11 protein-coding genes are annotated in these 13895 nt (G+C 42.0%); 1 reads left to right on the top strand and 10 read right to left on the bottom strand.

From position 1 onward, the window contains the following. The 9 genes from JR005_RS03465 to JR005_RS03425 all read right to left on the bottom strand — a co-directional run. Positions 1-1205, bottom strand: a 1205-nt coding sequence (locus JR005_RS03465; protein ID WP_267460115.1) for a proton-conducting transporter membrane subunit, incomplete at its 3' end; no start/stop codon positions are given. Positions 1206-1530: 325 nt separating this feature from the next. Continuing rightward, positions 1531-2901: an AAA family ATPase gene (locus tag JR005_RS03460; protein WP_004994234.1), complete on the bottom strand. Its 1371-nt coding sequence runs from the start codon at positions 2899-2901 to the stop codon at positions 1531-1533. Positions 2902-2929: 28 nt separating this feature from the next. After that, positions 2930-4435 (bottom strand): UvrD-helicase domain-containing protein, encoded by a 1506-nt coding sequence (locus tag JR005_RS03455; RefSeq protein WP_004994232.1) that lies wholly within the window; start codon positions 4433-4435, stop codon positions 2930-2932. 9 nt (positions 4436-4444) lie between these two features. Further along, positions 4445-5215 (bottom strand): bifunctional phosphoribosyl-AMP cyclohydrolase/phosphoribosyl-ATP diphosphatase HisIE, encoded by a 771-nt coding sequence (gene hisIE, locus JR005_RS03450; protein ID WP_004994229.1) that lies wholly within the window; start codon positions 5213-5215, stop codon positions 4445-4447. A gap of 143 nt (positions 5216-5358) precedes the next feature. Continuing rightward, a complete protein-coding gene (locus tag JR005_RS03445; protein WP_218665560.1) occupies positions 5359-6648 on the bottom strand; it encodes an FAD-dependent oxidoreductase in 1290 nt (429 codons plus the stop codon). A gap of 65 nt (positions 6649-6713) precedes the next feature. Continuing rightward, entirely contained in the window at positions 6714-8333 is a 1620-nt protein-coding gene (locus JR005_RS03440; protein WP_005001208.1) for an ABC1 kinase family protein, read from the bottom strand. A 13-nt stretch (positions 8334-8346) separates the two neighbouring features. Next, entirely contained in the window at positions 8347-9015 is a 669-nt protein-coding gene (locus tag JR005_RS03435) for a ubiquinone biosynthesis accessory factor UbiJ (RefSeq protein ID WP_005001211.1), read from the bottom strand. A gap of 12 nt (positions 9016-9027) precedes the next feature. Next, on the bottom strand, positions 9028-9972 hold the full coding sequence (gene ubiE, locus JR005_RS03430; RefSeq protein ID WP_004994218.1) for a bifunctional demethylmenaquinone methyltransferase/2-methoxy-6-polyprenyl-1,4-benzoquinol methylase UbiE: 945 nt from the start codon (positions 9970-9972) through the stop codon (positions 9028-9030). A gap of 171 nt (positions 9973-10143) precedes the next feature. Further along, the gene (locus tag JR005_RS03425) at positions 10144-10848 is read right to left on the bottom strand and encodes an FFLEELY motif protein (RefSeq protein WP_004994215.1); all 705 of its coding nucleotides are present in this window, start codon (positions 10846-10848) and stop codon (positions 10144-10146) included. Between the two features lie 202 nt (positions 10849-11050). On the opposite strand from JR005_RS03425, the gene JR005_RS03420 reads away from it, so the two are divergent. Beyond that, positions 11051-12469: a phosphate--AMP phosphotransferase gene (locus JR005_RS03420; RefSeq protein WP_218665559.1), complete on the top strand. Its 1419-nt coding sequence runs from the start codon at positions 11051-11053 to the stop codon at positions 12467-12469. A 66-nt stretch (positions 12470-12535) separates the two neighbouring features. On the opposite strand, the gene JR005_RS03415 is transcribed toward JR005_RS03420, so the two are convergent. Next, on the bottom strand, positions 12536-13852 hold the full coding sequence (locus JR005_RS03415; RefSeq protein WP_044434041.1) for an MFS transporter: 1317 nt from the start codon (positions 13850-13852) through the stop codon (positions 12536-12538). Positions 13853-13895 lie beyond the last annotated feature (43 nt).

Genomic DNA, 13895 nt, shown 5'->3' with positions numbered 1-13895 from the left:
AATTCGGTAAAGAACATTTCTTTGGAAATAAAACCATTGGTCAGTGGAACACCTGCCATTGAGGCAGCTGTGATCATGGTCAGAGTGGCAGTAAAAGGCAGTAGTTGCCAAATGCCACTGAGTTTGCGTAAATCTCGGGTTCCTGTTTCATGATCAACAATGCCTGCAATCATAAACAGCGCCGCTTTAAATGTGGCATGGTTAATAATATGAAAAATGGCTGCGGCAACAGCAAGGGGAGAGCCAATCCCCAATAAGCATACGATTAAACCAAGATGGCTAATGGTCGAATACGCCAATAAGCCTTTGAGGTCTTCTTTGAAAATGGCGAAAAAAGCCGCCATACAAAGCGTAAATAAACCGACAAAAGTGACAATATTGTGATAAAGCGCGGCACCAATGAAAATTGGAGCAAGACGAGCGAGTAAAAAAATCCCTGCTTTGACCATGGTGGCGGAATGCAAATAAGCCGATACAGGCGTTGGCGCTGCCATGGCATTGGGAAGCCAAAAATGAAAAGGAAACTGTGCACTTTTGGTAAATGCACCCAGTAAAATTAAAAGTAGTGCAGGAACAAATAAGGCATGAGACTGGATCATCTCTTTCATATTGACCAGTTGATCAATCTGATAGGTTCCAGTAATTTGCCCAATCAAAATAAAACCACCTAGCATGGCTAGACCGCCCATGCCTGTAATGGTCAGTGCCATTCGAGAACCACGTTGTGCGGCCTCGTAATGGCTCCAATAGCCCACCAGTAAAAAAGATGAAATACTGGTTAATTCCCAAAACACCAAGAGCAAGATTAAATTATTGGAGAGTGAAATTCCGAGCATGGCTGTCATGAAAACCATGAGCAGCATATAGAGTTTGGCAAGAGAGTTACGAGGGCTTAAATAATAATAAGCATAAATATAAATGAGGGTGCCAATGCCTGTAATCAGTAGGCTAAACAAGAGTCCAAGTGCATCCAGACGAAAGCTTAAATTCAGTCCAAGCTGTGGTAACCAGTCCCAGCTTTGTAAAATGGCCGCACCAGCAAAAATCTGTTTTGCCTCAGTCAGCAATAACCCAAAACAGGTCAAGCTGACTGCAATTGCCCCTAAAGCCGTTGCTTCCCGCGAAAAACGCTGTAGCAATGCAACAAGGGTGGTGCCTAATATTAACGGTAGCAAGATAATAATCGGTAGCACACTCGTATCCATGTGGTGATTTAGGTCGGAACCTAAGCGTGAATCTTATTTTTCAGGATCTAAAGGAACTCAAAGAGAATTCCAAAAGTTTGACACCTGAAAACCATAAATGTAGGTAAAAAGAAAAAACAAGTTGTATTGCGCGACTTGCAAGAAACAAAAAATACGTGTGAAAAAGTATACAGCGCTAACCCTGCATCTGTTAACTGTTTTTACACTAAAATAACAAAATATCAATCACTTAAAGATGTGATCAGAACACGCGCTCTCAAGTGTATTGATAGTTATTTTCAATAATAACATGAAAAATGATTTGATGTCTAAATTATGAAACCCTTTATTTTTCGGACAATCTTGATTCATTTAAATGCTTGGTATCTGATTGCAAATATTGCAGAATCTCTTGTTTTTGTGCATCAGTTAAATGCGCTAATAATTCAAGCAGCTGATCTACATCGGGTTCATTGGCAAGTGTCGGACTTAGATCATTCAAATCAGGTTCTGAAGAATGATTAAATAAATTTTGGTAAACATGGTCATAGAGATCATGGGTATTTTCGAGCACTAAGGGTGAAATTTGCTTATTGGACAAACGCAGACATTGATAATCAAATGCATGTTCAAGCAATTCTTCACGATTTCCAGTCACGATCAGTTGTAAACGTGGAAAAGCCTGATGTAAACGCGGCAGGATCTCACGACATAAAGTTTGATCGAGTTGGGTATCGATCTGATCAATCAGTACAATTCCTTCACCTTCAAGACAGGGATAAAGACTTAAAGGATTCAGCAAGCATAAGCGACGTACAATATCTCCTACCAATGCAATCCATGTTTTCATGGAGTTGGAAAGTTGTTGATAGCTTAGATTTTGTCCTTGATAGCTGAGCATCAGCTGAAGTTTCGGCTGATATTGTAGATAAATATCGGTAATATCAGGGAAAACAGTATTTAGACTGCTTTTTAATGCCTGCAAATTGGGAGAGTTGAGTTGCGCATGTGTCTGAAAAATTTCCTGTTCCAGATGTTGCAAACTCTGCGCATTAAATTTATCTAAAATATGCTGTAGCAACTGTGCACTTTGAGCATTTTCGATATCACTGATTTCGCGGAACCACTCAAAGAAACGGGCAAAGGTGGTAAATGGAATTGCCGCGACATCATAGGCGGAAGAAGCCTGAAATACCGCAGGAATATTTTTACTGAGTAAATTGATTTCATTAATAAATCGGTCAGATGGATAGTAGGCAATACAAGGTAGACCTTGTAAAGGATCCTGTTTAATGGCTTTTTGATATAGAGCCGTTAATTCTTCCAGTTGTTGTGTTTCTGCCTGACTGATGCCAATTCCCTGACTATTCAGGGTTTTATAAAGTTTCCATGTACAGATTGAGGCATCACTTTCCTGAGATTGACTGCCTTCTGGAAGTTGTCCGATTTCGGTTGGAATTTTAACACTCAGCTCTATTCTGGATTGGATTCTTGAATTTAAAATATCCTGATCTAGCATGACCACACCCGCCGTACGACTATCTTTTAATCGTGCTGGAAACCAGCTCAAGGCTTGGTAAATGTGTTTAAGGAGCGTGGTTTTACCTGTCGCCTGTTCACCTAAAATGAGGGTGATGGGTTTATGTGGATAAAGAAATTGAACCTGTAAATTACTAAACAAGCCTGTATGTTTAAGACGAATAGATTCAAGTTTCATATGCCCACCAGAGTTGGAACGCGATGTTTTAGACCGCTAAGGATTTGCGTAAACTTTGCGGTGCTTGCAGTTTGAGCTGCTGAACAAGGTCATAAATATGATGAATATTTAAACTTACTTTAGCACGTGTACAGGCTACGTAAAGCAGTCTCAGTTCTTCATCACTTATTTTATGTTCCAATCCATTGATTTTAAAATGATAATCATCTTCCAGATGCACCCGATCCCATTCCAGACCTTTGGCTTTATGCGCAGTGGAAATCACATAATCTGCTTGCTCAATAGGCGTGATTTTTGCCAATGCACGTTTTAAAGGATCCGTACCATGATCATCGACCAGTTTCACCAGTGGTTTAATATCACTACCATCGTTGGTTTCACAATATTCATGCACATCATGCCATGAATTAAACCAAGCTAGTTCTGGCACATCGGTTACGCGTTTGCCTTGTTTTAATAGACTTGCAGCATCGACAAAACGATTGAGTTTATTATGATCGGCTTGCAAACTGACTTTATCGCCATGTACCAGACCTGCCAGTAGTAGTTCCATTGCACGGGCATTAGTACGACAAAGAATGGCATCGCGTTGTTTGGTATGGGGTTTATTGACGACTTTTGAGGTGAGACTTGGATTTCCTAATAAGGGAACTGTTTCATCCAAACCACTTAATAAATAGTTGGCAATATCGGCGATTTGTTCACCAAAACGAAATGAGGTGGTCAAGCGTGATTCGGGCAGTGGTAGTTGCTGCATGGCATTGACTGCACCGCGCCAAGCATAAATTTGCTGATGTGCATCACCGACATAAATCACTTGTGTGCTACGTTGTCTAAGCAGTATCCCGAGCATCAATGGATCGGCATCCTGTGCTTCATCAAACAATACATAATCCGCTGGAATATTCGGTTCAGAGAGTGCCCACAGTTTCAGGTAAATATCATGCCCAATTCCTGCCTGATGATTTTGATCAATCGATTCTAGCCAACGTCGTTCCACTGCGGGATAGAGATGTTTTTGCAGGCTTTCAATATCATCAGGATGTAGCCAACTGGGCGCTTGAATATGACGTGGCGCGGGGTATTGCGAACTGGTCGAGCAAAAATAACTGACGGCATTGGCGACTAAACTGGCCAGACGGCTGGGCATCAATACATATTTTTCATAACGTCCGCCCATCATACGGCGCAGGGTCACAGGTTCCAAGCGATAATCTTTAGCCATAAAGCTAGGACTCAATCGCGGTAGTCGTAATTTATCGGTGACGCCACGTGGAACACTACGAAAGGCTAAAGAGTGAAAAGTACGACAGTCAACGTTACGATGAAATTTCTGCTGTGCTTCACTGGCAATGGCTTTATTAAATGCCAGATACATACCACGCCGCTGAGGCATGGCATCACTAATCAATTGTAATGTGGTGGTCTTACCTGTGCCTGCATACGCGATAACTTTAAAAGATTCGCCCAGACGCGCATTATCGATAGCTGTTGCCTGTTCATACGTCGCTTTGGGTTTCTCAAAATTAGACACAGTCAATAATTATCCTTGCGTACGATTGGCTTTTTCAACCAGACCTGAGAGTCCCTGACGACGTGCCAATTCCTCCAATACCAGTTTGGGATCGAGATCAAAATGACCGAGCATGACGATACTATGGAACCACAAATCGGCAGTTTCATAAATCAGATCATTTAAATGTTCCTGTGTCGGCTGAACGGCATAATCTTTCGCGGCGATAATGGTTTCAACGCTTTCTTCGCCGACTTTTTCCAAAATTTTATTCAAGCCCTTTTTATACAGACTTGCAACATAGGAACTATCAGCATCCGCTTGTTTGCGTTGTTGCATCAATTGTCCCAAATGCGCCAAAACATCAATTTGTTCTTGTGGTGCTGTATGTTCATGCGCATCTTTAGCAGAGGCACCATAAATGGCTGTCGGATCTTTCAGTTGCGCATCGACAATTTCCCAACCTTGCGATGTGAGCTTACGATAAAAACACGATTCTCGACCTGTATGACAAGCGATTCCACCATGCTGTTCCACTTGCAACACGATCACATCGCCATCACAGTCCAGACGAATTTCATACACGGTTTGGAAATGACCTGACTCTTCGCCTTTGTGCCAAAGTTTTTGACGAGAACGTGAGAAATAAACCGCTTGTTGTTTTTCTGCGGTTAGAGCAAGTGATTCACGATTCATCCAAGCCACCATCAAAATACGGCCGGTTAGATGATGCTGTGCGATGGCAGGAATAAGACCTTGTTCGTTAAATTTTACTTCATCGAGCCATTGCACGTTGTTCATAAAGATTCACCAGAATTATGGATTAAATAAGTTCATTTGCGGTTATTCATCGCACTCTATAGTGTACGGCATCTGTTGATCATTTCGGAAAAAAACTCATCTTTTTTATGATGGGAAGCGATGAGCCTTAACCAGTTCTAAATTTAGTTTTGACTTAAAATAGATGATTGAGACTGCGATTGCGCAATTTCCGCATAATTCATATGCTGTAGCGGAGAGGTTTTTAAACCCGAAATAGTGAGTGCCATTTGTTTACGTAAATAAGGAATTTGGTACATCCAATAAAAACTCACATCTCGGAACGAACCTGCCCAAGTTGAATCAGATTGATAGAGGGGCGTGAGTAGCCGACTTAACATTTGATAAAATTGGGTGGAAGAATAACGTAACTGATGATAATGCTGCCAGAACATTGTCCAATCGACTTGCTGATCTGGAAATTGTTGCATGGCTTGTCCTAGTGCCCACGCATCCAATAAGGCCATATTGGCGCCTTGTCCCAGTTGAGGGCTCATCGCATGCGCGGCATCACCAATGACCCCTATACGACCTTGTCCAAATTTTGTCATCACTACATCGCGATATTGAGCAGATAACCATTGTAAACTGTCTTGTTTCTGCATGACTTGTTCAAGCCAGTCAGCAACAGGTTTCCAGCGAGGAGAAATTTGCTGAAGCAAAAATTCATGTTTATCGGGATTATCTAAAAAGAGTTGTAATTGCTGAGTGGGCAAACTCCAAAATACGCTCGAAAGACGTTGAGTCGGAGCTTGTGGAATTGCGCCTGTAGGCAATATGCCCATCATGATTTGTGAACGGTCATAAAATTGATGCAAAATTTGAGGGTTTAGAGTTTGGCATTCAGGAACGATACTCCACACCGCACCCCACGGATAAGGCTTATCGACTTTTACCCAAGACGTAGGGCGTAAATGACTACGTGCACCATTGGCAATGATGACTGCATCGAAGTTACTCTCAAAGGGTAGTCCAAGATGCTGACCGAAAATTGTGACGCCCTGCTGATGTTCTTGTAAGCGATGAATATCATGTGCCATTTTCCATGTTACAGATGCTGCATAGTCTTGTAATTTTGAACTCAGTAAATGACACAAGGTTGCGCGATGAATCCCGATACCATAATGTTGTGGATCGACTTCATGATAATGACTATTTACTAACAAACGTTGATTCGCGAGTCGACCTTCCAGACCTGTGACGATTGCTCCGAGTTTTAAGGTGCCTGGTAAAATTCCCAAATGCTCAAAAACTGCCAATCCAGCAGGTTGCAATAACAAGCCTGCGCCGACAGGTTGTAAGCAATCGACTTTTTCAAATAAAGTGACCTGAATATTCTGTCGGGCAAATAAAATGGCGGTGGCTAAACCCGCTGTTCCTGCACCAATAATGGCAATATTCTTGATTTTTTTCATTATTATCGATCTTTTATTTTGAAGATAGATGAGGAAAAATATAGCTTCCCCATCTTTAATACCAGTTATTTAATAATACGCCAAACCGCGAATAGCGCAGTCATCGCAATCAAGACAATGGAAATATACCACGGTGAAATAATGGCGATAGTTAGTAATATCAATATGATACTGCCAAATATCCAACTACGCTGCTGTTGCTGCTGAATCTGCATACGTAGTTGTTGAATTTCCCGAACTTGACGATCATGCCATGCAGATTGATTTTTTAAACCGTTTAAACTGTCAATAAGTAGAGTCGGTAAGTCATGCGCACCCAGTAATAAATCTGGAATTTGCTGACCAATTTCTTTCATGTTTTTGACAGGATTCATATTGGATTTGACCCATTCGGTCAAAATCGGCTTTGCCAGTTTCCAAATATCTAATTGAGGGTAAAGATCTGTTCCCAATCCTTCGACATGCACCAGTGTTTTCAGGAGCAACATCAATTGTGGTGGAATTTCCAAACGAAAGCGTCGGGCAATATCCATGACCTGCAATAAAATCCCAGCGAAATCCAGTTGATCCATCGGCTTTGACACCATTGGCCCAACGGTACGACGCATTTCTCTTGCCAATGCATCCTGATCGGTTCCTGGTGGAATCCATCCTGCCTGATGCACAATCTGAATCAGTTGCATGAAATTATTATTCATGACCGCCAGCAACATCCGTGCAACGGTCATCTGATCCTGTTTGGAGAGTTCGCCCATAATCGCACAGTCCAGTGCAATATAACGCGGTGAAACAGGATTGATAGTTTCGACAAAGACATTGCCGGGATGCATATCGGCATGGAAAAAATTATCACGAAAGACTTGGGTAAAAAAGATAATCAAGCCTTTTTCTGCCAGTTCAGCGCGATCCATGCCTAAACGATCAAAAGTGGCAGTATCTGAAATAGGCACACCGGTAATTCGCTCTGCGACCATGACATCTTTACTGTCCATATAGACTTCTGGCACATACATCATGCTAGAACCCGTAAAATAATGGCGCATACGACGGGTATTATCAGCCTCAATGGTTAAATCTAGTTCATTTAAAATGATCTGACGATAATCCTGAATAATTTCAGTCAAATGTAAGGCACGAGCGGCTTCTAAACGACTTTCTAACCATTGACCTAACCAGGTAATGATTTCAAAGTCTTGTAAAATTTGTACACGAATATCAGGACGTGTGACTTTAACCACCACTTCACGACCATCATGCAAAGCCGCGGTATGGACTTGGGCAATTGAAGCAGCAGCTAAAGGTTGCTCATCAAAACGTGCAAATAAAGTATTTACATCAGCTTTTAACGATTCCTGAATACGTTGTTTGGCGACTTGTGCATCGAAAGGTTTGACCTGATCTTGCAATAAAACCAGTTGCGATAAGACTTCAGGTGGAATCAGGTCACGGCGTGTGGACAATAACTGTCCTAATTTAATCGCCAAGGGCCCCATATCTTCAAGCGCTTGTTTGAGCTTCAACGGATTTTTTCGTTCACGACTCGACCAAGCAGCTGGGTGTAAGCGAATCAAAGCCAAAGCATGCCGAGCTTTTGGGGGGAATTCTTCCGCAGGGAACAGGGTGTCAAGTCGATAATGTGCTGCAATGCGCCAAAGTTCGAATAACCGTGTAACGTGCGGAATCATAATGGGATATTACCTAATCGTTTGTTCTATTAAATTGAGAGTTAAGCTGTTGCAGTCTGGCTTCAAGGCGATCAATTTCCTGATTAAGCTGCCGTGTGGACTGATTCAGATCATCCATTTGCCAACGGGGTGCAAAAAGACCGCTGTTTTCTTTAATGGCATCTTCTGCAAAAAAAAGATGACTTTGCAGACTCCGTTTAATCTGTTTCGGCACCAGACTGATTTTAGCCAATTCGTGCGCCAAGGTTGGACCAATCCACGGACTTAAATGGGCTGCCAGATCTGGTTCAGCTTGCTGCATAATGCGTTGAATATCCTGTAACAGATGATAGTCACCTGTCAGAGGGATATTCCCAATTTGATCAGCATCGCCGACTAAAAGCTTGAGTAATTCCACCACATTTTTAACATGTAGCGTGGCGGTGGCTTCGCTGATTCTGACTTGTTCATCAAAAGGACGCGTTTCAAATATAGATGGTGCTGAGCTATGACCCGTCACAGTAGGCTCAAGGCGAACTTTATTATCATCAAAAAAAACATCAACCGAAAGCTGCGGACTATCGATCACGACTCGCAGCAATTGCCCCTGTAGTTGATTCAACTGGATGCGGGTAATGGCATCCAGATTAATAAAATGATGAATACCGCGTTCGACTGCACCGAGCGCAAGAATCGACCACATAATCATTGACCTTTAAAGTTTAAAACCACGATGTACCGCAACGATACCACCTGTTAAATTATGATAGTCGCAGCTTTGGAAGCCCGCTTTTTCCATCATGCCTTTAAGTGTACGTTGGTCAGGGTGCATACGAATGGACTCAGCCAGATATTTATAGCTTTCCGAATCGTTTGCTACCAGTTTGCCCATGATCGGCAATGCAGTAAATGAATATAAATCGTATAGTTTTGAAAAAGGTTCAAATACAGGTTTTGAAAATTCAAGGATCAGTAATCGACCGCCTGGTTTTAGGACGCGATACATTGCTTCAAGTGCGGCATCTTTATCCGTGACATTGCGTAACCCAAAACTAATCGTCACCAGATCAAAACTTTCATCTGCAAAAGGTTCTAATGTTTCAGCATTTGCCAGTACAAAATCGACATTAGTACAACCTGCATCGAGTAAGCGGTCACGACCCACATTCAGCATCGATTCATTAATATCAGATAACACCACATGACCCTGTGGGCCAACTTCACGACTAAAGACTTTGGCGAGATCACCTGTACCGCCTGCAATATCTAATACCTGTTGACCGCGACGAACGCCAGACATATTGATGGCAAAACGTTTCCAGAGGCGATGGATACCAAATGACATCAGGTCATTCATGATGTCGTATTTGCTGGCAACCGAATGGAACACTTCTGCCACTTTCTGTGCTTTGTCTTCTGAGCTTACGGTTTGATAGCCGAAGTGGGTAGTTTCACCGACGTTACCTGTCCGTCCTGCACCACGCGGGAGGTTGTATTTCGGGACATGATGGCTTTGCGAATCAGTAAAACCTTGTTGTAATGATTGTTGCTGACCTTGCGGCGTACCTTGCGGAAGTGGTTCATTTAGGAAAGGATTATTGTTGTCTGAACGCGATGCCTGCTCAGTTGAAAAAGTGGGCTTTTGATTTTCGTTAGACATCTTGTCGCTCCTAAATTTAAACACATTATAAAGTGATTATGGCTATCTGCATGATGACAGAGTTTAGTATGGTTTTACAGTCATCATCATACAATCGTAATTAATACTATACCGAAAATGATAAAAATAAGGCATTTCATGCCTCTTTTAGCAGCGCATGCAGATCAGAAATTAGCGAAAAGGATCTGGATGATCCGAATGCACTTTCTCGATAATATCACGTTCAACTGCACTAAAGGTTTTAATAAATTGTTCTGCAGATTTAAGCGGTTTCATGGCAACAAAACCTTCCTGAATAAACTCATACATCAAGTCAAACTGATATTTATGTGCTGCGCCTTTACACATTTTAAAAGCAGCATACATCATCAGTGACCGCATGTATTTATCGAGGGCCTCACCCAAGTCATCCAGAAGTTGTAGCTGGATCAAACGTTGCTCTTTTTGATCCAGTTTGATCAACGTCTGGCGCATCATTTCGTCTGTGATTGGTGCATCTGCTGGATAATCTTTAAGTAATTGAATGGCAATTTGCTCATCCAGTTGCATGGCGAGTACAGCTAAACTGACGGATTTAGTTCCCGTTTTTATGGCATTGTCTGGTAACAGTTTTTCTGCTTTGTGGGCATATTTAAGTAGACGTTCAATTTGTAACGCCAGTGGATCAAAATCTGGGCCACCATATAAACGATTAAGAAAATACTGTGCCATTAACTGATTTTTAGGCTGATCAAAATGTGCTTGATGAGTGTGTTTTATCCGCTCTTTAAGCCAGTGCTGGGCATCATTTAAACGCTTTAATAATACAGGGTCGTGATGATATTCAAAGGCATTATACTGTTGAAGTAAGTTGTCAAAAGGAGCAAGTTTGGACATTCAAATAACTCAAAATAATCAGTTTATCAAAAGCATAAAAGGCTTGAATCAAGAGCGCTATGACGTTTCCATATTAAAATAGTGAATTCGAAGTCAGTCCGATTCAATAGATGATCAATTGACATAAATAGTACATGCATTTGCCTCAAGCTGCCCGAACATTTGGTTATACTCAAAAAAATAAGCAAAAAATGTATAGATCATGAGTGAACAACAAGCACATTGTGAGTTAATTGATGAACATCGTTTATCTATCGATCTGATCGAAGCTCAATACACTTTAAAAAATAGCTGGGGCCAAAAAAATGCTAAAAGTGTGTTGGTACTGGTCAGCGGAATAGAGCTGGCAGGAAAAGGTGAGTCCGTTAAACAACTCAGAGAATGGGTCGATCCAAGATATTTAAAAGTCAAAGCAGATCCGCCGAATATGTTGTCAAATGATCAGGCATTTTGGCAGCCTTATGTCAATTTTATTCCGCGTGAAGGTCAAATTGCGGTGATGTTTGGCAATTGGTATAGTGATTTATTAACCACGGCGATGCATGTCTCTAAACCATTGGATGAAACCCTGTTTGATGCCTATGCAGAAAACATGCGAGCCTTTGAACAAGATCTAAAAAATAATCAGGTTGATGTGATCAAAGTCTGGTTCGATTTGTCGTGGAAATCACTCCAAAAACGTTTAGATCATATCGATGCTTCTGAGCGACAATGGCATAAATTGCACGGACTGGATTGGCGTAATAAAAAGCAATATGACAATTTGCAAAAGTTGCGACAACGTTTTACACAAGATTGGATCATCATCGATGGTGAAGAGCCAGAAGTTCGTGATCAAAGCTTTGCACAGTCGATTTTACAGGCAATGAAGGATTTACCTGAGCATCCCACACAGGGGCAGGAACATTGGCCACAGGCCTTAATTCCACATGAACTGCTGCATCCTGATACAGAGAAGATGGAAAAGGCACAATATAAGAAAAAACTCAAAAAACTGAGCCGCCATGTCGCTGAAGCAATGCGTTACGATGAGCGTAAGGTCATGATTGTCTTTGAAGGGATGGATGCCGCAGGAAAGGGTGGCTCGATTAAGCGGATTATTAAACGGCTTGATCCGCGTGAGTACGATATTTTTACCATTAGCGCGCCAGAAAAATACGAGTTGCGTCATCCGTATTTATGGCGTTTTTGGACAAAGCTGGATCATTGTAGTGATATTCGTATTTTTGACCGAAGTTGGTATGGTCGGGTTTTGGTGGAACGTGTAGAAGGTTTTGCTAGTGAGTTAGAATGGCAACGTGCGTATGATGAAATTAATCGTTTTGAGAAAGATTTAATTGATAGCCAGACTGTGATCATTAAATTCTGGTTATCGATCAGTAAAGATGAGCAAGAACAACGTTTTCATGCCCGAGAAAAAACCCCGCATAAACGCTTTAAAATTACCGAAGATGACTGGCGCAATCGCAGTAAGTGGAATGAGTACTTAAATGCTGCCGCAGATATGTTTGAGCGAACCAGTACCGAATTTTCACCGTGGACGATTGTGGCAACTGACGATAAATACACGGCACGTATTCAGGTACTGAAAACGATTTTAAAACAACTTCAGGCTGATTAAAGAAATCAGTTTTTGTATCTGGCCTCTGACTTGAATGATATCTTCAAGTCAGAGGTTTTCAGTGAATTAATGTGATGGAGTGGATGCTAGTTGTGCCTTAATTTTTGGCGGTTGAGTCGTTTTTGACTGACGTTGACGAAACACAATCAATGTTGCAATCAGGCTCACAATTGCAGCAAACATCAGCCAAAAAGCAGGCATACTTTTGCTGCCACTTTGTTCCACCAGATACGTCGCAATCATCGGCGTCAAGCCACCAAACACAGACGTTGCCAAGCTATAAGCCACCGAAAACCCTGCAATACGTACCGAGCTTGGCATCATTTCAGTCAGTGACACCACCAGCGCACCATTATAGAAACTATACAGTAGCGACAACCACAACAATGCCATCAGCATATGGCTTAGACTAATATTTTGCGTTAACCAACTGAGAAGTGGATAAGCCGTGATAAAAATCAGGGTGGTGGTCGTAATCAACAGCGGTTTACGTCCAAATTTATCAGATAAATAACCGCCAATTGGCAATAAAATAAAATTGCTCGCACCGACCATCACCGTTGCAATCAAACTTTCTGCGGTCGTCAGATGCAAAACTTCTTTACCATAAGTCGGGGTGTAAACCGTAATAAAATAGAACATGGTCGTGGTGGTTGCGACCATCGACATTCCAATCAACACGATTTTCCAGTTGGCTGCCAGTGTTGACAGAATTTGGCGAGTGGTTGGATGTTCCTTGCGTGATGCAAAAGCTTCGGTTTCCTGTAAGGATTTTCGTAACCAGAAAATAAAAGGAATAATGGCACAACCTACAAAAAATGGAATGCGCCATGCCCAAGCATCCACTTGCGCTTTGGTAAAGGCGAGGCTCACGATATAGCCCAATGTTGCTGCAAAAATGACCGCAACTTGCTGGCTGGCAGATTGCCAACTGGTCATAAAACCACGGTTATGTGGTTCCGCAATTTCAGAGAGATAGACCGAAACACCGCCAAGCTCTACACCTGCTGAAAAGCCCTGTGCCAAACGACCAATAAAAATCAATGCTGTAGCGGCAAACCCGAGTGTGGCATAGCCGGGTGTTAACGCGATCAGAAGTGAACCCACCGCCATAATACTTAACGTGACCATCAAACCTTTACGACGACCAATCCGATCGACATAAGGACCTAAAACTAAAGCACCAATCGGGCGCATCAGGAAACTCACTGCAAAGATCAGAAATGTCTTCATCAGAGCAGCATAGCTACTGTCAGAATGGAAAAAAGTCTCACCAATGGCTTTGGCATATAAACCAAACAAAAAGAAATCGTATTGTTCGAGAAAATTACCGCTGGTTACATTAAAAATGGCGCGTAGGCGCGAAGAAGATCCATGTTGCACAACGACTCTCCCTAGTTTTTGTCATCGTTGGACTAGGGTAAAA

The organism is Acinetobacter sp. Colony158 (assembly GCF_019264745.1).
GTDB classification, from domain to species: domain Bacteria; phylum Pseudomonadota; class Gammaproteobacteria; order Pseudomonadales; family Moraxellaceae; genus Acinetobacter; species Acinetobacter ursingii.
The sequence above is the reverse complement of the archived record's forward strand: the minus strand, read 5'-3'. Positions and strand labels throughout refer to the sequence as shown.